This is a genomic window from Arthrobacter sp. zg-Y238 (assembly GCF_024385525.1).
In the GTDB taxonomy this organism is placed as follows: Bacteria; Actinomycetota; Actinomycetes; order Actinomycetales; family Micrococcaceae; genus Arthrobacter_B; species Arthrobacter_B jinronghuae.
On sequence record NZ_JANFLU010000006.1, the window covers coordinates 27,513 to 48,390 of the forward strand.

Annotated in this window: 20 protein-coding genes; 11 read left to right on the plus strand and 9 right to left on the minus strand. The window is 67.1% G+C overall.

The window, feature by feature from the left end; genetic code table 11:
• The first annotated feature begins 362 nt into the window (after positions 1 to 362).
• From NNX38_RS06335 to NNX38_RS06355, 5 genes are all read left to right on the plus strand, one after another.
• Complete coding sequence (locus tag NNX38_RS06335; RefSeq protein WP_255797238.1) at positions 363 to 1,751, plus strand: hemolysin family protein; 1,389 nt, start codon at positions 363 to 365, stop codon at positions 1,749 to 1,751.
• On the plus strand, positions 1,748 to 2,815 hold the full coding sequence (locus NNX38_RS06340) for a hemolysin family protein (protein WP_255797239.1): 1,068 nt from the start codon (positions 1,748 to 1,750) through the stop codon (positions 2,813 to 2,815). The genes NNX38_RS06335 and NNX38_RS06340 overlap by 4 nt, the downstream gene beginning before the upstream one ends.
• 107 nt (positions 2,816 to 2,922) lie before the next feature.
• The gene (locus NNX38_RS06345) at positions 2,923 to 3,900 is read left to right on the plus strand and encodes a metal ABC transporter solute-binding protein, Zn/Mn family (RefSeq protein ID WP_255797240.1); all 978 of its coding nucleotides are present in this window, start codon (positions 2,923 to 2,925) and stop codon (positions 3,898 to 3,900) included.
• The gene (locus tag NNX38_RS06350; RefSeq protein ID WP_370646379.1) at positions 3,897 to 4,727 is read left to right on the plus strand and encodes a metal ABC transporter ATP-binding protein; all 831 of its coding nucleotides are present in this window, start codon (positions 3,897 to 3,899) and stop codon (positions 4,725 to 4,727) included. The genes NNX38_RS06345 and NNX38_RS06350 overlap by 4 nt, the downstream gene beginning before the upstream one ends.
• Positions 4,714 to 5,601, plus strand: a complete 888-nt coding sequence (locus NNX38_RS06355; RefSeq protein ID WP_255797241.1) for a metal ABC transporter permease — start codon at positions 4,714 to 4,716, stop codon at positions 5,599 to 5,601. The genes NNX38_RS06350 and NNX38_RS06355 overlap by 14 nt, the downstream gene beginning before the upstream one ends.
• Here the strand turns inward: NNX38_RS06355 and NNX38_RS06360 are convergent.
• Entirely contained in the window at positions 5,598 to 6,029 is a 432-nt protein-coding gene (locus NNX38_RS06360) for a Fur family transcriptional regulator (RefSeq protein WP_255797242.1), read from the minus strand. The two genes, NNX38_RS06355 and NNX38_RS06360, sit on opposite strands and share 4 nt — an antisense overlap.
• 132 nt (positions 6,030 to 6,161) lie before the next feature.
• Between NNX38_RS06360 and NNX38_RS06365 the strand changes: the two genes are divergently transcribed.
• The 3 genes from NNX38_RS06365 (at position 6,162) to NNX38_RS06375 (ending at position 8,209) form a co-directional block, all read left to right on the plus strand.
• Positions 6,162 to 6,821 carry an MBL fold metallo-hydrolase gene (locus NNX38_RS06365; RefSeq protein ID WP_255797243.1) on the plus strand — a complete coding sequence of 220 codons (660 nt, stop codon included), beginning with the start codon at positions 6,162 to 6,164 and terminating at the stop codon, positions 6,819 to 6,821.
• Complete coding sequence (locus NNX38_RS06370) at positions 6,821 to 7,687, plus strand: sulfurtransferase (RefSeq protein ID WP_255797244.1); 867 nt, start codon at positions 6,821 to 6,823, stop codon at positions 7,685 to 7,687. Before NNX38_RS06365 ends, NNX38_RS06370 begins: the two co-directional genes overlap by 1 nt.
• Before the next feature lie 93 nt (positions 7,688 to 7,780).
• A complete protein-coding gene (locus NNX38_RS06375; protein WP_255797245.1) occupies positions 7,781 to 8,209 on the plus strand; it encodes an HIT family protein in 429 nt (142 codons plus the stop codon).
• A 33-nt stretch (positions 8,210 to 8,242) separates the two neighbouring features.
• Here NNX38_RS06375 and hrpA read toward each other — a convergent pair whose 3' ends face one another.
• The 3 genes from hrpA to NNX38_RS06390 form a co-directional block, all read right to left on the minus strand.
• Complete coding sequence (gene hrpA, locus NNX38_RS06380; RefSeq protein ID WP_255797246.1) at positions 8,243 to 12,151, minus strand: ATP-dependent RNA helicase HrpA; 3,909 nt, start codon at positions 12,149 to 12,151, stop codon at positions 8,243 to 8,245.
• 13 nt (positions 12,152 to 12,164) lie between these two features.
• Positions 12,165 to 13,163 (minus strand): YafY family protein, encoded by a 999-nt coding sequence (locus tag NNX38_RS06385; RefSeq protein ID WP_255797247.1) that lies wholly within the window; start codon positions 13,161 to 13,163, stop codon positions 12,165 to 12,167.
• Between the two features lie 91 nt (positions 13,164 to 13,254).
• A complete protein-coding gene (locus NNX38_RS06390) occupies positions 13,255 to 13,398 on the minus strand; it encodes a hypothetical protein (RefSeq protein ID WP_255797248.1) in 144 nt (47 codons plus the stop codon).
• Between the two features lie 92 nt (positions 13,399 to 13,490).
• Here NNX38_RS06390 and NNX38_RS06395 point away from each other — a divergent pair, with 92 nt between their 5' ends.
• The 3 genes from NNX38_RS06395 to NNX38_RS06405 all read left to right on the plus strand — a co-directional run bounded on the left by NNX38_RS06395 (position 13,491) and on the right by NNX38_RS06405 (position 15,897).
• Positions 13,491 to 14,465, plus strand: coding sequence for a GlxA family transcriptional regulator (locus NNX38_RS06395; protein ID WP_255797347.1), 975 nt, complete (start codon positions 13,491 to 13,493; stop codon positions 14,463 to 14,465).
• Between the two features lie 203 nt (positions 14,466 to 14,668).
• Positions 14,669 to 15,442, plus strand: coding sequence for a 3-oxoacyl-ACP reductase FabG (fabG, locus tag NNX38_RS06400; protein WP_255797249.1), 774 nt, complete (start codon positions 14,669 to 14,671; stop codon positions 15,440 to 15,442).
• 2 nt (positions 15,443 to 15,444) lie between these two features.
• Positions 15,445 to 15,897, plus strand: a complete 453-nt coding sequence (locus tag NNX38_RS06405) for a MaoC family dehydratase (protein ID WP_255797250.1) — start codon at positions 15,445 to 15,447, stop codon at positions 15,895 to 15,897.
• 137 nt (positions 15,898 to 16,034) lie between these two features.
• Here NNX38_RS06405 and NNX38_RS06410 read toward each other — a convergent pair whose 3' ends face one another.
• The 5 genes from NNX38_RS06410 to NNX38_RS06430 are packed head-to-tail and all read right to left on the minus strand — an operon-like array spanning position 16,035 to position 20,821.
• Positions 16,035 to 17,312 carry an ABC transporter substrate-binding protein gene (locus NNX38_RS06410; protein ID WP_255797251.1) on the minus strand — a complete coding sequence of 426 codons (1,278 nt, stop codon included), beginning with the start codon at positions 17,310 to 17,312 and terminating at the stop codon, positions 16,035 to 16,037.
• Positions 17,312 to 18,445: a branched-chain amino acid ABC transporter permease gene (locus tag NNX38_RS06415; RefSeq protein ID WP_255797252.1), complete on the minus strand. Its 1,134-nt coding sequence runs from the start codon at positions 18,443 to 18,445 to the stop codon at positions 17,312 to 17,314. The genes NNX38_RS06410 and NNX38_RS06415 overlap by 1 nt, the downstream gene beginning before the upstream one ends.
• Positions 18,442 to 19,320 carry a branched-chain amino acid ABC transporter permease gene (locus NNX38_RS06420; RefSeq protein WP_255797253.1) on the minus strand — a complete coding sequence of 293 codons (879 nt, stop codon included), beginning with the start codon at positions 19,318 to 19,320 and terminating at the stop codon, positions 18,442 to 18,444. Before NNX38_RS06420 ends, NNX38_RS06415 begins: the two co-directional genes overlap by 4 nt.
• Positions 19,320 to 20,039, minus strand: coding sequence for an ABC transporter ATP-binding protein (locus NNX38_RS06425; protein ID WP_255797254.1), 720 nt, complete (start codon positions 20,037 to 20,039; stop codon positions 19,320 to 19,322). The genes NNX38_RS06420 and NNX38_RS06425 overlap by 1 nt, the downstream gene beginning before the upstream one ends.
• Positions 20,036 to 20,821 (minus strand): ABC transporter ATP-binding protein, encoded by a 786-nt coding sequence (locus NNX38_RS06430; RefSeq protein WP_255797255.1) that lies wholly within the window; start codon positions 20,819 to 20,821, stop codon positions 20,036 to 20,038. Before NNX38_RS06430 ends, NNX38_RS06425 begins: the two co-directional genes overlap by 4 nt.
• Between the last annotated feature and the right edge of the window lie 57 nt (positions 20,822 to 20,878).

Below are 20,878 nucleotides of genomic sequence, written 5' to 3' on the forward strand. Positions count from 1 at the left end.
GCCAGTCTAGTGACATAGTCGAACATGTGGCCAATCCCGCACCACTTGATGAAGCGCCGGTGGCTGCAGGCCGGCCGGAACGGCCCGAAGAAGCGGCTGTGGCGGCCCCGGACCAAACCTGTAAACTGGGCTTTCTATGGACAGTTTCTCTAGGCGCCGGCCTGCGTCACGGACCGCGGTTTCCGCAGTCGGTGCGCCACGAGCCGGCAACGCCCGCACACCCACGGCCCAGCATCCGCCTGCCTCGTCATCGGAGCCTTCCAGTCCGGCTGCAGCCGACCACCCTCCGTCTGAACGTTTTCGTGCAGCGTTTCACACCTCTTCCTTAAGGCCGTCTGTTCCGACGGCGGGGGAGTGCTGACATGGAGTGGCTTTACCTCCTCTTTGGCCTCCTGCTGATTCTCGGCACCGGATTCTTCGTCGCCGTGGAATTCGCCCTTGTGGCACTGGACCAGCCTGCCGTCCGCCGGGCAGTGGACGAGGGCGACAAAGCAGCTGAACCGCTGCTGCGCTGCCTGACCACCCTCTCCACCCAGCTGTCCAGCTGCCAGCTGGGCATCACCATGACCACCCTGCTGACGGGGTTTGTTATGGAACCCTCCGTCGGGCGCCTGCTGGAGGGTCCGTTGGCATCGCTTGGCCTGCCGCCCGTTGCCGTGGACTCGGTGTCCGTGACCGTGGCGATGATCCTGGCGACCTTCCTTTCCATGCTGCTGGGTGAGCTGATCCCCAAGAACATGTCCATCGCCATGCCGTTCCGCATCGGTAAGGCACTGGCACGGCCGCAGCTGGCCTTCACCGTGGTCTTCAAGCCTGCGGTGCTCCTGTTGAACGGTTTCGCCAACAAGATCCTCCACCTCTTTGGCCTTGAGGCCAAGGAAGAGGTCAGTGGAGCGCGGACGCCGTCCGAACTGTCCTCAATGGCGCGGCGCTCCGCGGAGATGGGCACCCTGGATAAGGGCACTGCGGACTTCCTGTCCCGGACTTTCTCCTTCGCCGGACGAACCGCTGCCGATGTTATGACTCCGCGCATCCGGCTCGAAACGATCGATGCCGAGCAGCCCGTGGCCGATGTCATCGAGGCCGCGCGGCGCACGGGCTACTCCCGCTTCCCGGTCCTCGGCGATTCACCGGACGATATCCGCGGTGTTGTCCACGTCAAGAAGGCCGTGGCCGTGCCGCGCAGCAGGCGGGCCACCCTGCCCGCGGCCGCGATCATGAGCGAGATCCTCCGGGTGCCGGAAACGGTGCACCTGGACTCACTGCTTTCCGAACTCCGCAACGCCAACCTGCAGCTCGCCGTCGTCCTGGACGAATACGGCGGAACCGCCGGCGTCGCCACCCTGGAGGACCTGGTGGAAGAGATCGTCGGCGAAGTTTCCGACGAGCATGACAAGGCCAAGCCCGGCGTGCTGCAAAGCGCGTCCGGTGCCTGGTACTTCCCGGGCATCATGCGCCCCGACGAGGTCAGCGCGCTGGTTCCGCTGCTGCGGATGCCGGACGAAGCAGGCTACGAAACCGTGGGCGGCTACATCATGGCCGAGCTCGGCCGCATTGCCGAGGCAGGGGACCGCGTAGAGGTACCCGGCGGCGTGCTCGAGGTGGAACGGATGGACGGGCGGCGCATTGACCGCGTCAGCTTCATCCCCGCCGAGGAAGGGGCCGGTTCGGGCCAGGCCGAACACATCCAAGACGAGGACAACGCCGGGCGAAGCACAGAGCGCCAGGCACGCAGGGAAGGCATCCGATGAGCGGCGACCTGGCGGGAATCTTCTGGCTGGTTGTCCTGCTCCTGGGCAACGCGTTTTTCGTCGGCAGCGAATTTGCGGTGATGTCCGCGCGGCGCAGCCAGATTGAGCCCCATGCCGAAGCCGGATCGAAGCGGGCCAAGACCACCCTGTGGGCCATGGAGCACGTTTCCCTGATGCTCGCGTGTGCGCAGCTGGGTATTACGGTCTGCTCCCTGCTTATCCTCTCGGTGGCCGAGCCGGCTATCCACCACCTGCTTTCGGTGCCGCTGAAGGCCGTGGGCCTTCCGGTCGAAATAGCTGACGGAGCCGGGTTCCTGGTGGCGTTGCTGCTGGTGACCTTCCTGCACGTAACCATCGGCGAAATGGTTCCGAAGAACATCTCGGTGTCCGTGGCGGACCGTGCAGTGCTGCTGCTCGCGCCGCCGCTGGTCTTCATTTCCCGCCTGGTCCGCCCGATTATCGGCACGCTCAACTGGATGGCCAACCACGCACTGCGCCTCATGGGGATTACCCCCAAGGACGAGGTCGCCTCGGCCTTCACACTGGAGGAGATGCAGTCCATCGTGGAGGAATCCACGAAGCACGGGACCGTGGCCGACGATTCCGGCCTGATCTCCGGTGCCCTCGAGTTCTCCGGACAGACCGCGGGGACGGTGATGGTGCCGCTGGAGGAACTGGTGAGCCTGGGCACGGACTCCACTCCGGCGGAATTCGAGCGTGCAGTGGGCCGCACCGGCTTCTCCCGTTTCGTCCTGGTGGACGACGCCGGGAACCTCACGGGGTACATGCACCTGAAGGACGTTATGTCCATCCCGCTGGAGGCCTATGAACGGCCGATCACGGAGAACAAGGTCCGCACGCTTGCCAACCTCCGCCTGGATGACGAAATCGAGGACGCCCTGGCCGTGATGCAGCGGACCGGCTCCCACCTGGCCCGCGTGCTGGGTCCGGACGGAACCACCCGCGGCGTCTTGTTCCTGGAAGACATCATTGAACAGCTGGTCGGTGAGATCAGGGATGCCACCCAGGCGCAGGGCATCCGCCGGACCGGAGAAAGCCTCTAACCCCTAGATGCGAATGATTCGCGTTTAGGTTATGCTGAAAAAGCTTCGGCGGTGCCGGGGCCCGTTTGTCGCCGCCATGAACCGCCTACCCAGGGATATCAAACCTTATGCGCCGCTTTCCCGTCCGCCTGGCCGGAACCGTCTTTGCAGCCGCCGCACTCGCGCTTACGGGCTGCAGCGGCGGCGACGGGGGAGACGGCGGTGAAGCCGGCGGCAGCGACGGCGTCGTTCGCGTGGTGGCGTCCACCGATGTCTACGGCAACATCCTTGCCGGGATCGGCGGCGACAACGTCGACGTGACCGCACTGATTGACCGGCCCAGCCAGGATCCGCACTCCTACGAGGCCTCGGCGCGGGACCGGCTCGCGGTCTCCAAGGCGGACCTGGTGGTGCTCAACGGCGGCGGTTATGACACCTTCCTGGAGAAGCTCGCCGCAGACGAAGGCATCCCCGCAGAGAACATCCTCAATGCCGTCGAGATCTCCGGCCTCGAGGACTCCGACTCCGCGGAAGATGAAGAGGGCCACGATGCCGGCGAAGACCACCACGGCCATAACCACGGCTCCTTCAACGAACACGTCTGGTACAGCCCCGAGGCCATGGGCCGGCTTGCCGACGCCGCCGCCGAACGCCTCGGCGAGCTGGATGCCGGGGCCGCCGACACGTTCCGCACCAACGCCGCGGACTTCAATGCCGGCATTGCGGACATCGACGCCTCCCTGGCCGCGCTTCGGGAAACCGCCGGCGGACGCGACGTCGCCCTGACCGAACCGGTGCCGGACTACCTCGTGGAAGCGGCCGGACTGCACAACGCCACCCCCTCGGACTTCACGGAGGCCGTCGAGGAAGGCTCGGATGTTCCGCCGCACGTACTGAAGGAAATGCAGGACCTGGTGACGGGCGGCTCCATTGCCTTCCTGGGCTACAACGAGCAGACCTCCACCTCCCAGACGGAAGCGGTGCGCCAGGCCGCGGTGGACGCTGATGTTCCCGTGGTGGACTTCTCCGAAACCCTTCCCGAGGGCCAGGACTACCTGCAGTGGATGGCCGAGAACACCGCCAACATGGAAAGCGTGCTGCAGTGAATGCTTCCGGGCAGCCCTCCCCGGTGGTGCGACTGCGGGACGCAGGCCTGTCCTACGGGGACCGTACCCTGTGGAAGAACCTTGACCTGGACATCAATGCCGGTGAATTCCTGGCAGTCCTCGGCCCCAACGGATCAGGTAAAACGAGTTTCCTGAAGGTCCTGCTGGGACTGCAGCCGCTCACCGGGGGCACCGTCACGATCAACGGCCGCAACGTGCAGCGGGGGAGCAAGGACATCGGCTACATCCCGCAGCAGAAATCCTTCAGCCCCGGCACCCCGCTGCGCGGACGGGACCTGGTGGGACTCGGCGTCGACGGCGACCGCTGGGGCCTGCGGCTGCGCGGAAAGCCGGTGCGCCGCCGCGTGGACCGGCTGCTCGAGCAGGTGGGGGCAACGTCCTACGCGGATGAACCCGTGGGGCGGCTCTCCGGCGGCGAGCTGCAGCGACTGCGGGCGGCCCAGGCGCTGGCCACCAACCCGGATCTGCTGCTCTGCGACGAGCCGCTGCTCTCCCTGGACCTGCACCACCAGCAGGCCATCAGCTCCCTGATCGAACGGCGCTGCCACGACGACGGCGCCGCCGTCGTCTTCGTGACCCACGAAATCAATCCCGTTATCGAGTACGTGGACCGCGTGCTGTACCTGGCCGGCGGACAGTTCCGCACCGGCACCCCCGCCGAAGTCCTGCGAAGCGACGTGCTCTCGGAAATGTACGGCAGCCGCGTCGAAGTCCTGCGCAGCCACGGCCGGATAGTGGTCCTGGGCATTCCGGACGCCACCACCCACCACCACGGAGAAAGCGAGGGCGATCTTGGACCTGCGTAGTTTCTTCGATGCGGTTTTTGATTTCAGCGATTACGGCGAGCTGCTTCCGCTGGTGAGCAATTCCATCTGGGCCGCTGCGATCCTTGGCCTGGTCGGCGGGCTGATCGGCACCTTCGTCCTGATGCGTGACCTGGCTTTCGCCGTGCACGGCATTGCCGAGCTCTCCTTCGCCGGGGCGTCCTTTGCCCTGCTGATCGGCGTGAACGTGGTGGTCGGTTCGCTGGCCGGGTCGGTGGCGGCGGCCGTCCTGCTGGCCGTCATGGGCCTGCGGGCCCGGGATCGGAACTCGATCATCGGCGTCATCATGCCCTTCGGGCTCGGTTTGGGCATCCTGTTCCTGGGCCTCTATGAAGGCCGCTCAGCCAACAAGTTCGGTCTGCTGACCGGCCAGATCGTCGCGGTGGATACCGTGCAGCTGAACCTGCTGGCCGGGGTTGCCGCTGTCGTCGTTGCCGCACTGCTGTTCATCTGGCGGCCGTTGACTTTCGCCAGTGCGGACCCGGACCTCGCAGAGGCCCGCGGCGTGCCGGTGCGGACGTTGTCGATTGTTTTTATGTTCCTGCTGGGCCTGTCCGTCGCCCTGTCCATCCAGGTGGTGGGGGCCCTGCTGGTGCTTTCCCTGCTGATTACTCCGGCTGCAGCAGCCCTGCTCGTGACGTCCTCGCCGCGGCTGGTGGTGTTCCTGAGCGTGCTCTTCGCCCTGGCCTCCTCGGTCGGCGGCATCCTGCTGGCGCTGGGCGGCCGGATTCCGATCAGCCCGTACGTCACCACGGTGTCCTTCGCGATCTACCTGGTCTGCCGGGTTATCCGGCGCATGCGCGGCGGGCACCGGCGCCGGGAGCTCAGCGCAAATACGGCTACCGCCGCCGCCTAGCCTTTACGGGCGCTGCACTCCGGGCACAGGCCGAAAACCTCAACGGTGTGCGCCACTTCGGTGAAGCCGTACTTGGCGCCCAGGGCCGCAGCCCAGCTCTCCACCGCGGGTGCCTCCACCTCCACTGCCTTGCCGCATTCGCGGCAGACCAAGTGATGGTGGTGGTGCTCGACGGCGCACCGCCGGTACAGCGCCTCGCCGTCGCCGCCCCGCAGCACGTCCACGAGGTTCTCGTCCGCCATGGACTGCAGGACCCGATAGGTGGTAGCCAGGGAGATCCGCTCTCCGCGCTCCTGCAGCAGCCGGAAGAGTTCCTGGGTGCTGACGAAGTCATTGAGTTCGTCCAGGGCGCGGCCCACTGCCAGCCGCTGGCGGGTTACCCGCTGCTCAGGTGCGCGTTTGGACGTCCGGGATGTCTCGGATGACACGGATGTTCCTCCAGCGGGTGGGACGGCAGGCGGGCGGCACCGGGGCCGCAGGGATCGATAGAACCCTAAGATTATCAGCAGCACCGTACGCCCGTCCTGCACGGCCGGACGGCCCCGGAGTAGGGTGGCGCTATGAAAATGACGAAGTTCACGCACTCCTGTGTCCGCTTCGAGCAGGGCGGGCACGTCCTGGTGCTGGATCCCGGCACCTTCTCCGAAGTTGAAACGGCGCTGAAGGATGCCGATGCCATCCTGGTGACCCACGAGCACGCAGACCATCTGGACCGCCCGCGGGTGCTTGCCGCGATGCAGGAGCAGCCGTCGCTGGAGCTCCACGCCCCGGCGGGTCTTGCTGCACTCCTTCGCGAGGAAGCCGGACCGGAGGTGGCCGGCCGCATCCACGACGTCGAGCCCAACACCAGCTTCACGGTTGCGGGTTTCGGCATCCAGTCCTTCGGCGGCCAGCACGCCCTGATCCATCCGCTGATTCCCCTGGTGGCCAACATCGGCTACCTCGTGGAGGGCCGGGTCTACCACCCGGGGGATTCGTTCGTGGTCCCCAACGGGCTGCGGCCGCGGACCGTGCTGGTGCCGGTCCATGCACCCTGGTCAAAGGCGGGGGAGGTCATCGACTTCGTCATTGCCACCGGTGCGGAGCGGGCCTACCCCATCCACGAGGGGCTCCTGAACGACCGGGGACTGGGGATGGTCGAGGGGCACGTGACCCGGTTCGGCAAGGTTTACGGCACCGAGTTCCGGCACCTGGACGCCGGGGAAACCGTGGACCTGTAATGCAGGTCCTGATCTCCCCGCAGCAGCTGCACGAACGCCTCGGCGCGGAGCGGCAGCCCGTGCTGCTGGACGTGCGCTGGGTCCTGGGCGCCGCCGACGGCAGGGAAAAGTACCTGGACGAACATCTGCCCGGTGCGGTGTACGTGGATATGGACACCGAACTTTCGGCCCCCGCCGTCCCCGCGGAGGGCAGGCATCCGCTGCCGGATCCCGCCGCCTTCACCGAAGCCGCCCGCCGCTGGGGCCTGAACGACGGGGACACGGTGGTGGTCTACGACGACGCCGCGGGCACGGCCGCCGCCCGCGCCTGGTGGCTGCTGCGGCACGCCGGAGAGAAGGACGTCTTCCTGCTCGACGGCGGCCTCGCGGCCTGGCGCGGGGCAGGACTGCCGCTGGAAAGCGGTCCGGTGCAGCCGGAGCCCGGGACGGTGCACCTGTCCTGGGGGCACATGCCGGTGATCGGGACGGCGGATGCCGCCCGGGTGGCAGCCGACGGAACACTCATCGACGCCCGTGCACCGGAGCGCTACCGCGGAGAGTCCGAACCGGTGGATCCCCGGGCCGGACATATCCCGGGAGCAGTCAACCGGCCCTCCACGGACAACCTCACCCCGGACGGCAGCTTCCGGGCGCCTGAAGAACTGGGCCGCGCCTTCGAGGCCCTCGGCGTGCGTCCGGACCGGCCCGTTGCCGCGTACTGCGGTTCGGGTATCTTCGCCTCCCATGAGGTCGCCGCACTGGCGCAGGCCGGCATCACCGCGGCGCTCTACCCGGGCTCCTGGTCGCAGTGGTCCAACACGCCCGGTACGCCGGCTGCCGTCGGCGCCGATCCGGGCCGGCCCGAAAACCCGCCGGAAAAGGGGTAGCGTCGAAGCATGTTTACCGGCCGACCCGTTCCTCCGCCGCTGCGGGCACCCCTGCCCTCCGCCGCGCCCAAGGAACAACCTGAAGGAGCACCCATGCCTACACTCTTTACCCGGATCATCAACGGCGAGATTCCCGGACATTTTGTCTGGAAGGACGACGACGTCGTCGCGTTCCTGAGCATTGGTCCGCTCAGCGACGGCCACACCCTGGTGGTGCCGCGCGAGGAGATCAACAAGTGGACGGACGCACCGGCGGAGCTGATGCAGAAGCTCATCACCGTGGCGCAGACCGTCGGCCAGGCACAGGTCGCCGTTTTCGGTTCCGAGCGGGCAGGCCTGACCATTGCCGGCTTCGAGGTGGACCACCTTCACCTGCACGTCTGGCCTGCCGACTCGATGCAGGACTTCGACTTCAGCCGGGCCGAGTCCAACCCGGACCCCGAGCGGATGGCGGCCAACGCGGAGAAGCTGCGCCAGGGCCTGCGGGACGCCGGGCATGGGGAGTTCGTCCCCGAAGCCTAGGCCTCCGGCCCGGCGCCGGGCTCCAAGCCCGGCCTAGGCCGGAGCCAGCGCCGAATTCAGGGCGGTCCGGATCCGTTTCTCCGAAACGGTCCGGGCCGTTCCCAGTTCCTGCGCGAAGAAGCTGATCCGCAGCTCCTCGATCAGCCAGCGGACCTCCGCGAGTTCCGGGGGAGTGCCGCGGCCCGGCGCGAGTGCCGCCACGGCGTCGTCGTACTCGTCCTCGAGGCGGTGGATCACGGCCATGGAGAGGCCGTCCCGCTGCACGTTGCCCGGAAGCTTCTCCAGCCGCCGTTCAATCCCGGCCAGGTAGCGGGGCAGGTGCATCAGCTGCGCATATCCGGTGCGGGCCACGAAACTGGGGTACACCAGGGCATCCAGCTGCGCCCTGATGTCATTCAGGGCACTGATCAAGGCCAGTGAAGTGGTGCCCTTGAGCGCCTTGGTGATCCGCCGGGTGCTGGCCAGGATCTTCTCCACGATCGCCGTGACGGTGAAGACGGTATCGATCAGTTCGGCCCGCACCGTTTCATACAGTGCGTCGAACTCGGCCCGCGTCCACGGAAGCTTCTCCGGCGTGAGCTTGTCCACCGCGGCCAGGGTGCAGTCCTCGATCAGCGCGGCCACACTCCCGTGCGGATTCTGGCTGAAGGTCAGCTTTTCGGTGTTGCTCAGGTGCTCCAGCACGTACTTCGCCGGGCTGGGAACGCGCAGCACCAGCAGCCGGATGACGCCGGCACGCATGGCGGCCTGCTGCTCGCCGGCGCTCTGGAAGATCCGCACGCCGGCGGTGCTGCCTTCGTCCACCAGCGCCGGGTAGCCGGTCACGGTGTGGCCGGCCACGAGCCGCTGGACCTGCTTCTCCAAGGTGCCGATGCTCCACTCGGTCAGGCCGGTCTGCTCTGCCACGGAGGAACCGGTGGCTGAGCCGTTGTTCGAGCCGTTTCCGGTGCCGGCCTTGCCCTTGCCGTTGGGGCCCTTGGGTCCGCGAGGCTGCACGGTGGACGGCGTGGCGCCGAGGGATTCCGCAATGGCGCGGCGCGTGGCCGGGGCCAGGGACTCCTGCAGTGCCGCCAGGTCCTTGCCCTCGTCCAGCACCCGGCCGGCGGAATCCACCACGGTGAACGTCATCCGCAGGTGGCCCGGCACGGCATCCCAGTTCCAGGAACCCGGAGGAATGATGGATCCCTTCAACCGGCGAAGCACCAGTTCCAGGGACGGTTCCAGCTCGTCCGACGCCGGGTCGAAATCCGCAGCCAGGGCAGCGGCAGCCGAGCGGGCGACGTCGGGCGCCGGGACGAAATTCTTCCGCACCGCCTTGGGCAGGGACTTGATCAGGGCCGTAATGAGCTCGGCGCGCAGGCCCGGGATTTGCCAGGTGAACGGTCCGGGGGTGAGCTGGTTCAGGAACAGGACCGGCACCTCCACGGTGACACCGTCGTTGGCGGAGGGCACACCGGGGGTGAATTCGTAGCTGAGCGGGAGCTCGAAGGAGCCGTAGAAGAAGGACTTCGGGAAGTCGTTCTCGTCGAGTCCCTCGGCATCGTCCGTACGCAGGGCGTCCGGGTCGAAGTCCAGCAGGGACGGGTTTTCGTGCCGGGCGTGCTTCCACCACTTGTCGAAGTGCCGCTCGGACACGACGTCGGCGCCCACCCGCTCGTCGTAGAACTCGAAGAGGGTTTCGTCATCCACGCGCAGCCCGCGGCGCCGGACCCGGTTCTCCAGTTCCTCCACCTCCGCCAGCAGTGCCTGGTTGCGGTGGAAGAACTTGTGGTGCGTACGCCAGTCGCCTTCGACCAGGGCGTGGCGGATGAACATCTCGCGGGAGAGCACCGGGTCGATGCGGCCGTAGTTGATGCTGCGCTGCGGAACCACGGGTACGCCGTAGACGGTGACCTTCTCGTAAGCCATCACGGCTCCGCGGCTCTTGGACCAGTGCGGTTCGCTGTAGCTGCGCTTGACCAGGTGAGGGGCCACTTCCTCGGCCCACAGCGGATCGAACTTCGCTGCCACCCGCGCCCACAGGCGCGAGGTTTCCACGAGTTCGGCGGCCATCACCCAGTCCGGGGACTTCTTGAACAACGCAGAACCCGGGAACACCGCGAACCGGGTACCGCGTGCACCGGCGTATTCGCGCTTGCGCTGGTCGTAGAGGCCGATGTGGCTGAGCAGGCCTGCCAACAGGGACATGTGGATCTCCCGGTACTTGCCGACCGGGTCCACCGGCTCCGGGGCGAGCGTGATTCCCAGCGGCTTGGCCAGCTGGCGCAGCTGGGCAAACAGGTCCTGCCATTCACGGATGCGCAGGAAGTTCAGGAACTCGTTCTTGCACAGGCGGCGGAAGGCCGAGGAGGAGAGCTCCTTCTGCTTTTCCTCCACATAGCGCCACAGGTTCAGGAAGCCGGTGAAGTCCGAGTTCTCGTCCACGAACCGCTTGTGCATTTCGGCGGCCTTCTGTGCCCGGGCGGGATCATCCTTGGAGGGACGCTCGCGCGGATCCTGAATGGTCAGGGCGGCAGTCAGCACCATGACTTCCTTGGTGCAGCCGCGGTTGCCGGCTTCGACGATCATCCGGCCCAGCCGGGGATCCACCGGAAGCTGCGACAGCTTGCGGCCTACCTCGGTGATCCCGCCCTGGGGGTGCAGTGCCCCGAGTTCGCGCAGCAGCACGGCGCCGTCGTTGATTGCCTTGGAATCCGGCGGTTGGACGAACGGGAAATCGGCAACGTCCTTGGGCCCCTTGGCCACGCCCATGGCCGCCATCTGCAGGATCACGGCGGCGAGGTTGGTGCGCAGGATTTCGGGATCCGTGAATTCGGGCCGGGACTCGAAGTCCTCCTGCGAATACAGCCGGATGGCGATGCCGTCGGAAACGCGTCCGCAGCGGCCTGACCTCTGGTTGGCCGAGGCCTGGGAGATCCGCTCGATCGGAAGCCGTTGGACCTTGGTGCGGTGGGAATAGCGCGAGATGCGCGCCGTGCCGGTGTCGATGACGTATTTGATGCCGGGGACTGTCAGGGAGGTCTCGGCAACGTTGGTGGCCAGGACAATCCGGCGGTTGCGGCCCGGGGAAAAGACCTTGTGCTGCTCGGCCAGGGAAAGCCGCGCGAAGAGCGGCAGGATCTCGGTATTGGCCAGCCGGGGATTGCGCGAAACGGAGGAACGCAGGGCCTCTGCGGCATCACGGATTTCCCGCTCGCCCGAGAAGAACACCAGGACGTCGCCGGGCGCCTCGCGGGAGAGCTCGTCGACGGCGTCACAGACGGCGTCCACCGGGTCCCGGTCTTCTTCCAGCTCGTCGTCCATGCCGTCTTCGTCGCTGCCACCGTCCGCCGGCTGGTTCAGCGGGCGGTAGCGGATCTCCACCGGGAAGGTCCGGCCGGACACCTCGATGATGGGCGCCGGGGTGCCGTTGAGCGCGAAATGCTCGGCGAACCGCTGCGGATCGATGGTGGCCGAGGTAATGATGACCTTCAGGTCCGGGCGCTGGGGCAGCAGCCGGCGCAGGTACCCGAGGATGAAGTCGATATTCAGGCTGCGTTCGTGGGCCTCATCGATGATGATGGTGCTGTACTTCTTCAGCTTCGGATCATGCCGGATTTCGGCCAGCAGGATGCCGTCGGTCATCAGCTTGACCTTGGTTTTCCGGCCGGTCTCACCGGTGAAGCGGACCTGGAAGCCCACCTCCTCGCCGAGCTCGACGTCGAGCTCGGAGGCGATCCGCTCGGCGACGGTGCGCGCGGCAAGCCGCCGGGGCTGGGTGTGCCCGATCAGGCCGTTCTCGGCCAGGCCCAGTTCCAGGCACATCTTCGGAATCTGCGTGGTTTTTCCGGACCCGGTTTCGCCCGCGATGACGGTGACCTGGTTGGCGGCAATCGCTGCCATGATGTCTTCGCGGCGCTCGGAAACGGGCAGCTGTTCGGGATAGGAAATTGTCAGTGCCATGATTGCCACCAGTCTAGTGGCTTGGCCGGACGGTCTTTCCGGATTCCGCCGTGGGCGGGATTTCGACGGCGCGCTGCAGCAGGGAGACCGCGCGGCGGGCCCGCTCCCGCATCTCCGGCGGGTCGAGGATCTCGAAGGGCACGCCCCAGGCGGTCAGGTTGATCAGGGGGAGGTCCAGGGAATCCCAGCCGCCGCGCACAATGGTGTGCCCGGGGCCGTCCGCTTCGAGGCTGGCCACATCCGGCGGCACCCGTTCGGCGACCGCCGCCAGCGGAGCAGCCAGCCGCACCACAACGGAGTAGCGGTAGGGGTTGCGGGTAATCGATTCCTGGACGTAGGCGGCGAGGTCCCGGGCCGGCAGGGGCCGGGGCGTGAACCGCTCGCGCGGGGCGGGGGTGCTGGTGCAGCGGTCCACCCGGAAGGTCCGCCAGTCAGAGCGGTCCAGGTCCCAGGCGACGGCGTACCAGCGCCTGCCGGTGCCGACCAGCCGGTAGGGTTCCACGATCCGGCGGCCGGAGCCGCCGTCGGCCGCGGTGTAACGGAAGCTCAGGACCCGGTGCTCGGTGATGCCGGCGGAAAAGGCGGTAAGGATCTCCGGGTCGACGCCGCCCGGCGGCCCGGCCAGCGTGGAGACGGACTGGCGCAGGGCCGAGAACTTGGGGCGGAGCCGCCCGGGCAGGACCTGTTCGAGCTTCGCCAGCGCCCGGACCGAGGCTTCCCCGATTCCGGTCACGGGTCCCGTGGCCACCGCGGCAAGCCCGAGTGCGACGGCGAGGGCCTCGTCGTCGTCGAGCAGCAGCGGCGGAAGCTGCGCTCCGGCACCGAGCTGGTAGCCGCCGGCAATGCCCGGGGACGCCGAGATGGGATAGCCGAGCGTGCGCAGCTTGCCGATGTCCCGGCGCACCGTGCGTTCGGTGATGGACAACCGTTCCGCGAGCGCTGCCCCGGTCCACTCGCGTCGCAGCTGCAGCAGCGAAAGCAGCTGCAGGAGCCGTGCGGAAGTCTCCAACATGGAATCAAAACTACGCGTCAATGCGGTCGGAAGCTGTCCTGATTGGAAACTAATCTGGCCGTATCACCCGCAGGCGGGGGGAGTAGCCGGGTCAGTACACGGTGCCGTCCCAGGACCGGTGGGACGGGACGCTGGGGAGGTGGCCGTAACCGTCATTGGACAATGCACGGACGGTGGCGCGGAGGACGAGTGCCAACGTAATAGCGGCGGCGAGGATTAAGAGCACAATAACCATGACTCCATGCTGGCGCTGGTCCTGCCGGAGAATAAGTGGCAGGAATGCCCATTACCGTAGAAATCCTGCCACTGGAGGAGCACACTTACGGCATGCTTCGATCCGTAGCGGTAATAGTGCTGGACGGTGTCGCGCCGTTTGAGTTCGGCGTGATGGTCGAGGTGTTCGGCATTAACCGTTCGCAGCGGGGCGGGGGAGTCCCCGTGTTCGATTTCCGGCTGTGCACTCCGGAACCGGGCCTGGTGTCCACTAAGGCCGGGTTCAGCATCACGGTGGACTCCGGGCTTAGGGCAGCGGAGGACGCGGACCTCGTGGTGATGGCTCCTGCGGGTGACAATGCGGCGGAAACCGATCCCCGGGTCCTGGACGTGCTGCGCCGCGCACATCAGCGCGGTGCCTGGGTGATGAGCATCTGTACGGGCGCCTTCCGCCTCGCCGAAGCCGGGTTGCTGGACGGGCGCCGGGCCACCACGCATTGGATGTACTCGGCGGAGATGGCTGCCCGCTACCCGGCCGTCCAGGTGGATGCGGATGTGCTGTATGTCCGGGACGGGAACATCATCACCAGCGCCGGCACCGCTGCCGGCATTGATGCAGCGCTGCATCTGGTCCGGATTGAATGCGGGGCGAAGATCGCCGGTGCCATCGCCCGCGACATGGTGGTGCCTCCCCACCGGGACGGGGGACAGGCGCAGTACATTGACCGTGCGGTCCCTGGTGGTTCATGCGAAACCCTGGAGCCGGTATTGGAATGGATCGGGGAACACCTCGCGCAGGAGCACAGCGTGAAGGACCTGGCGTCCCGGGCCGCCATGTCGCCGCGGACCTTCGCACGCCGTTTCCGGGCCGAAACCGGGACAACTCCGGCCACTTGGATCAACGCACAGCGGGTGCTTTACGCGCAGGAACTGCTGGAGGATACGGATCTCAGCATTGACGAGGTGGCTCGGGCCTCCGGATTCGGCCAGCCTGAACTGCTGCGTCACCACTTCCATCGGGATGTAGGAGCCAGCCCTGCCGCCTACCGCCGGACCTTCCGCGGTGTGGCCGCACGGCAGCCGCGCTGAGACCGGCCGGGCCTGTGGTGCGCGCCGAGAGTCCGGGGTTTTGGGCGCCGGATGAGCCCGTTAGGTGTACACCGGGCGGCCCGGCGTCGGCCGCACGGAATCCCTGACCACGCCTCCCGTTGCGCCCGTACCGTCCGGTCGGTACCCTCGGCAAAAGAGACGCAGCACACACTCAGTGGGCTGCCGCCACCGGCAGGAGAGACATGACAGAGGCACCAGCACCCTTGGACCAGCGCACCGCCGTCGTCACCGGAGCAGGACGCGGGATCGGCGCAGCGGTCGCCATGCGGCTCGCAGTGGACGGACACCGCGTTGCCGTCCTTGACCTGCGGGAGGAGGACACGGCCGCCACCGTGGAGGCCATCAACAACTCCGGCGGCAAGGCCGTGGGTGTAGGCGCCGACGTCGCCGACGCCGCCGCCGTCGAGCAGGCGGTGGGCCGCATCGCCGGGGAGCTGGGCGCGCCTACCATCCTGGTCAACAACGCCGGCATCCTCCGGGACAACCTGCTGTTCAAGATGACGGATACGGACTGGGACGCCGTGATGGGAGTGCACCTGCGTGGAGCGTTCCTCATGAGCCGGGCGGTGCAGGCGCATCAGGTGCAGCAAAAATGGGGGCGCATCATCAACCTCTCGAGCACTTCCGCCCTCGGCAACCGCGGCCAGGCGAATTACGCCGCGGCCAAGGCAGGCATCCAGGGCTTCACCAAGACACTGGCCATCGAACTGGGCCGTTACAACGTCACAGTAAATGCGATTGCCCCCGGCTTCATCCAGACGGACATGACACGGGCGACGGCGGAACGCGTGGGAGTGCCGTTCGAAGACTTCGTGGCGCATGCGGCGAAGGAAATCCCCGTGGGGCGGGCCGGGACCCCCGCGGACATCGCTGCGGCGGCGTCCTTCTTTGCCCGCGAGGAGGCCTCGTTCGTTTCCGGACAGGTGCTCTACGTCGCCGGCGGACCGAAGGCCTAGCGGTGGCGCATTTCGGTTCCGTGCAGGAACTCGAGGAAGCAGTCGGGCGCCAGGAGACCAGCGAGTGGGTCCTCATTGACCAGGAGCGGGTGAACCTGTTCGCCAAGGCCACTGATGACCACCAATGGATCCATGTGGATCCCGAACGGGCTGCCGAGGGGCCCTTCGGCGGCACCATTGCTCACGGCTATCTGAGCCTGGCCCTGCTGCCGGCGCTCGCCTCCAGCCGGTTCCGCGTGGACGGCATGGTGATGGGTGTGAACTACGGCCTGGACCGGGTGCGTTTCCCGCACCCGGTGCCGGTGGGCAGCCGTGTCCGTGCCCGGTCGGAGATCGCCTCGGTGGAGACCGTGGCGCAGGGCGTGCGGGTTAAACTCCTGGTCAGCATCGAGATAGAGGGCGTGGACAAACCTGCCTGCGTCGCGGAGTCGATTTCGCTTTACGTGCTGGGCTAGCTAGCCCGCGGCACTGCAACAGAGACGAGGGCCCGTCCGGTTGGACGGGCCCTCGTGCCGATTGGCCGGCGCGGCCCCTACCCGGCCGGCGCGGCCCCTACCCGGCCGGCGCGGCCCCTACCCGGCCGGCGCGGGCCCTACTCGGGCAGGCCGTCTGCCGGCATGGCAGGCCGTTCTTCGGTGTATTCCTCCACCTCGTCACCTGTTACCACGAACGGGGTCCCGAAGTAGGACTGCACTCCGTTGTCCACCCGGGTCAGCATTGCTCCGGTGTACCCCTGGTGGCTGTCTTCGCCGAAGCCCAGCGGTGCGTGGCCGTTGCCGGTGACGTTGCCGGATTCGAGTGCTTCGAGCAGGGATTCCCGGGTCGGGTTCTCCCCGGCTTCCTTGAGCGCCTCAACGAAGAGGTAGCCGATGGACATTCCGAAAATGGTGTTGCCGTCAAACGGAGCCCCGGCGTTGTACTCCTCGTTGATTTCGGAGAATTTTGCCGTCCATTCGTCCTCGGTGTCCGAGTAGCCCGGGAGGTAGTTGGCGCTGACGAAGCCCTGCAGCAGCTTGTTCGTGTTCTCGCCCAGATAGCCGGACAGGGTGTTGAAATCCCCGCCGGCCGAGGAAGCCATCCACTGCGGGAAGTAGCCGAGTTTCGCCGCCGTCCCCACTGCCTGGGCACTGAAGCCGTTGATGGTGGCCAGGAAGTTCACTTCGCAGCCGGCTTCCTTCATCGCACTGATCTGCGCCGCGACATCGGTATTGGCCGTGGAGTAGACCTGGGTGTCGGCCAGGCCGTCCTCTCCGAGCACCGCTTCAAGCCCCGCCTGGAATTCCTCGCCGAAGTCATCATCCTGGCCGAAGAAGCAGTAGGTCTTGTCCGGGAACTCCTCCTGCGCGTAGGTGGCGAGGATCCGTGACTCGGTGGGGTAATCCACCATGAAACCGTAGGTATACGGGTAGTCATCGGGCTGGTTCCAGGTGGGGCTGCCGGAAGCCACGAAGAGATCCGGCACCTCGTTGTCGTTTACGAAATCCAGGACGGCGCTGTGCGGCGGCGTGCCCAGTCCGCCCACCAGGGCGAAGACCTCGTCCTGGAGCACCATCTCGCGTACCGCCGTCTGGGTGTTGGCGGGGTTGTAGCCGTCATCCTTCACGATGTACTCAATGGTGCGGCCGTTGACTCCGCCGTTGTCGTTGACGTAATCGAAGTATGCCTTCGTGGCCGGCGAAATCGTGGAGTAGCCGGCTGCTGCCGGTCCGGTGAGCGGCTGGTGGGTACCGACGGTGACGGTGGTGTCGGTGATCCCGGGAACATCTTCGGCGGCTGCCTCGCCTCCTTCGTCCGGTGAAGCGCATGAGGCCAGGCCGAGGGCAGCGGCTGCAAGGACGGCGGTGCCCAGTCGGAGCTTGGAACGGATCATCATTGACCTTTCGGGGTTGCCGGTAGCTGCTCGGGTTCGTGCCGGGCGGATAACCGGGTGGGTGTACTGGATGCTGGTGACGGTGCGGGTTTTGCGGACTGCGGCGGAACGGAAACGGAACGGGCCTGACCCAGCCGGCGGCCGGCCCGGACCAGCAGGCCCTGGATGCCCTGCGGGGCAAGCAGCACCACGAGGACCAGGACCATCCCGAAGATGGCAACCGCAAGGTTGCCGTCCAGTCGCTGGGCAAGGTCCGTGGACAGCTCGAGCCGGGAAGTGGCCGTGCTGATCAGGTGCGGCAGGGCAACCAGGAGCACGGCGCCCCAGACAGCTCCGGTCAGGGAACCGATGCCGCCGACCACGGCGGCCATAAGCAGGAAGAGGGAGAACACCAGTGAGTAGGCCCCTGGACCGGCACTCTGCGTGGTGTACGCCAGCAGGCCTCCGCCCATCCCTGCCGCGGCGGAGCTGATGACGAAGGCCGTGACTTTGGTGCGGGCCGGGTTGATGCCGGCGAGCGCCGCCGCCACTGGGTTGTCCCGCACGGCCCGCAGATGCCGGCCGAAGCGTCCGTGCAGCAGGTTCGCCAGCAGGGTCAGGACCAGGACGGAGCAGACGACGGCGAGCCATGCCTGCCACGCTTCATTGGACACAATGCCGCGCAGCGCCGTCGGGCGTTTTTCCACGGTGATCCACAACCCCTGATCGCCGCCGAGCACGGAGGAGAACGTGCTGGTGACCGCGGGAAGGGCCACCACCAGCGCCATGGTGAAGCCGGCCAGGTAGGGGCCGTGAAGCCGCCCGGCAGCGAGTCCGATCACCAGGCCGAGGACGGCTGCACCGGTGACAGCTGCGGCCAGCGGCACCAGGAGCAGCAGCGGGCCCTCCGTGCCGGCGTCGGCCATTGTATTGGCGGTCAGCGCGTAGCTGTAGGCTCCGGCAGCCATGAGGGCCGCCTGCCCAAGGGACAGCTGGCCGCCGGCGCCCGTAAGCAGGGTCAGCCCGGCGATCCCGCACAGGTAGGCGCAGGCAGTGGCGAGCTGGTACGAGGAGAACGACGGGATGACAAACGTCAGTCCGATCAGCAGGACCATTGCGGCCCCGGCAAAGCCATACCGCTTGGTGACGCTCATACCGTTCGCTCCTTGGTCATCGAGAAGATTCCGCCGGGGCGGACCAGCAGTACGGCCAGCAGAAGGAGCAGGATGGCGATGGGCGTCAGGGTGGCGCCCCCGTAGCCGCTGACCCAGCTCAGCAGCACCCCCACGGCCAGTCCGCCCAGCACGGCACCGGCGGGGGAGTCCAGTCCGCCGATGACGGCAACGGTGAACGCATAAACGAAGACCGTGTCCGCGGCATGCGGATTGAGTCCCAGCTCGGTGGGGATGACCAACAGGGCGGCGAGCGCGCCCAGGGCGGAGGACATGGCCCAGCCCAGGGTGAGCATCCGCGAGGTCCGTACGCCGAGGAGCCGGGCCAGGTCCGGGGCGAAGGCGGAGGCCCGCAGCCGCAGTCCCAGGGGCGTCTTGGTGAACAGCAGGACCAGTCCGCCTACCAAAAGGGCTATGCAGGCAAAGACGAAGAGGTCATAGGAGGAGAAGACGGTAATGCCGAAGATCTCCACCGGGTTTGAGCTGAACGGCGTCACCATGGTCCGGTAGCTGTTCCCGAACACCATGCCCAGGATGGCCTGGATCAGCATTAGCAGGCCCAGCCCGGCAATGACCGGGTTCAGGGCGGAACTGTTGCCCACGAAGCGCATGACGCCGCGTTCCACCAGGGCTCCGATGAGGAAACCCGCTACGAGGGCAGCAGCGAGTCCGGCCCAGTAGCTTCCGGTGAGGGCGGTGACCGTGAAGGCGATGTAGGTTGCCGCCACCGCCATGGCGCCCTGCGCAAAGTTCACGATCCGGGCTGCGCGCCAGATCAGCACCAGGGAGAGCGCGAAGGCAGCGAGGACCGCGCCGCGGGCGAGGCCGTCAAAGGTGAGGAAAAGAAATCTGTCCATTAGAACCCCAGGTAGGTGTGGCGGAGGTCGGTGTCTTCGGCCAGCTCGGCCGCCGGCCGTGAGGCGACAATGCGGCCGAGGTTGAGCACTACCCCGTGGTCCGCGACAGCGAGTGCACTCCGGACGTTCTGCTCGATCAGCAGTACGGTCAGGCCGGTGTCGTCGCGGAGGCGGCGCAGCATGCCCAGGATCTGTGCGGTCACCTTGGGGGCCAGTCCCAGGGACGGCTCGTCCAGCAGGAGGAGCGACGGTGCGGCCATCAGGGCCCGCCCCAGCGCAAGCATCTGGCGCTCGCCGCCCGAGAGCTGGTGTCCGGCAGCCTTCCGGCGTCGGGCAAGGGGCTCGAAGAGTTCGTACATCCCGGTGAGCACCTCATCCGCTGCCTTACGGTCCTTCCGCCACAGCCCGCCCAGGCGCAGGTTTTCATCCACCGTCAGTTCGGTGATGACGCCGCGGCCTTCGGGAACCAGTGCGACGCCGTGGCGCACCATGTCCTCGACCGGTACCCGGGTCAGGTCCTTTCCGTCTTTGATGCGGATGCTGCCGGCCGAGGGCCGCAGCTGGCCGGTGATGGTCCGCAGGAGGGTGGTCTTGCCGGCCCCGTTGGCCCCTACGACGGTGGTGATGGAGCCTTCCGCCACGGAAAGGTCGATCCCGTGCAGCACCCGGACGGCGCCGTAACCTGCACTGACGCCTTCCAATACCAGTGCGGCGGTCATGCCACCTCAACTCCCAGGTAGGCATCTGCGACGGCGGGATCGGCACCGATTTCGGCCGGTGTGCCTTCGGCGATCAGGCGGCCGAAGTCCAGTACGGCGATGCGGTCGCAGACGTCCATGACCAGGTCCACGTGGTGTTCTACCAGCACCACCGAACACCCGTCGCCGGGCACGGTGCGGATGATGGAAGCCAGTTCCTCAATATCGTCGTGGCTGAGCCCGCCGGCAGGTTCATCCAGCAGCAGCAGCCTCGGTTCGCTGACCAGCGCCCGGGCCAGGGCCACCTTTTTGCGGATGCCGTAGGGGAGGGTGTCGGGCAGGGACGCGGCGTACCCGCCGATGCCGAGGGCCTCCAGTGCTTGCATCGACCGCTCTGCGAGCCGGGCTTCCCTGCGGACGGAGCCGGGCAGGGCCAGGAGATCGAGGCCTCCGCGTGAGCCGGCTGCCAGACCTGCCGTGACATTCTGCAGCGCGGTCAGCCCGGGGAACAGACCGAGCCCCTGCAGGGTGCGTGCGACGCCGGAGCGGGTCAGGTTGTGCGGACGAGGGGTAAAGCCTTGTCCATCCAGCTCCAGGCTGCCCTCCGTGGGCGGGAACACCCCGCAGATGACGTTGAACAGAGTGGTCTTTCCTGCTCCGTTGGGACCCATGACCCCCACGATCCTGCCTGCGGGGATGTCCAGGGACACCGAGTCCAGCGCCGTGAGGCCGCCGAACCGGACGGTGATGCCGTCCAAGCGGAGACGCGGCGGTTCCGACCGGTCGGTATGTTGCTCCTGCATGAGTACTCCATCGTCTCTGCTCTTACCTTGCATGGTGCTGTCTTGAAGGTGGTGCGG

What these genes read in the sequence shown, in the direction of transcription:
- NNX38_RS06375 (WP_255797245.1), top strand. Translation starts at nt 7,781, where the DNA reads ATGCCTACACTCTTTACCCGGATCATCAACGGCGAGATTCCCGGACAT.
- NNX38_RS06415 (WP_255797252.1), bottom strand. Translation starts at nt 18,445, where the DNA reads ATGAGCGTCACCAAGCGGTATGGCTTTGCCGGGGCCGCAATGGTCCTG.
- hrpA (WP_255797246.1), bottom strand. Translation starts at nt 12,151, where the DNA reads ATGGCACTGACAATTTCCTATCCCGAACAGCTGCCCGTTTCCGAGCGC.
- NNX38_RS06420 (WP_255797253.1), bottom strand. Translation starts at nt 19,320, where the DNA reads ATGGACAGATTTCTTTTCCTCACCTTTGACGGCCTCGCCCGCGGCGCG.
- NNX38_RS06425 (WP_255797254.1), bottom strand. Translation starts at nt 20,039, where the DNA reads ATGACCGCCGCACTGGTATTGGAAGGCGTCAGTGCAGGTTACGGCGCC.
- NNX38_RS06390 (WP_255797248.1), bottom strand. Translation starts at nt 13,398, where the DNA reads ATGGTTATTGTGCTCTTAATCCTCGCCGCCGCTATTACGTTGGCACTC.
- NNX38_RS06410 (WP_255797251.1), bottom strand. Translation starts at nt 17,312, where the DNA reads ATGATCCGTTCCAAGCTCCGACTGGGCACCGCCGTCCTTGCAGCCGCT.
- NNX38_RS06430 (WP_255797255.1), bottom strand. Translation starts at nt 20,821, where the DNA reads ATGCAGGAGCAACATACCGACCGGTCGGAACCGCCGCGTCTCCGCTTG.
- fabG (WP_255797249.1), top strand. Translation starts at nt 14,669, where the DNA reads ATGACAGAGGCACCAGCACCCTTGGACCAGCGCACCGCCGTCGTCACC.
- NNX38_RS06365 (WP_255797243.1), top strand. Translation starts at nt 6,162, where the DNA reads ATGAAAATGACGAAGTTCACGCACTCCTGTGTCCGCTTCGAGCAGGGC.
- NNX38_RS06335 (WP_255797238.1), top strand. Translation starts at nt 363, where the DNA reads ATGGAGTGGCTTTACCTCCTCTTTGGCCTCCTGCTGATTCTCGGCACC.
- NNX38_RS06345 (WP_255797240.1), top strand. Translation starts at nt 2,923, where the DNA reads ATGCGCCGCTTTCCCGTCCGCCTGGCCGGAACCGTCTTTGCAGCCGCC.
- NNX38_RS06385 (WP_255797247.1), bottom strand. Translation starts at nt 13,163, where the DNA reads ATGTTGGAGACTTCCGCACGGCTCCTGCAGCTGCTTTCGCTGCTGCAG.
- NNX38_RS06395 (WP_255797347.1), top strand. Translation starts at nt 13,491, where the DNA reads ATGCTTCGATCCGTAGCGGTAATAGTGCTGGACGGTGTCGCGCCGTTT.
- NNX38_RS06370 (WP_255797244.1), top strand. Translation starts at nt 6,821, where the DNA reads ATGCAGGTCCTGATCTCCCCGCAGCAGCTGCACGAACGCCTCGGCGCG.
- NNX38_RS06340 (WP_255797239.1), top strand. Translation starts at nt 1,748, where the DNA reads ATGAGCGGCGACCTGGCGGGAATCTTCTGGCTGGTTGTCCTGCTCCTG.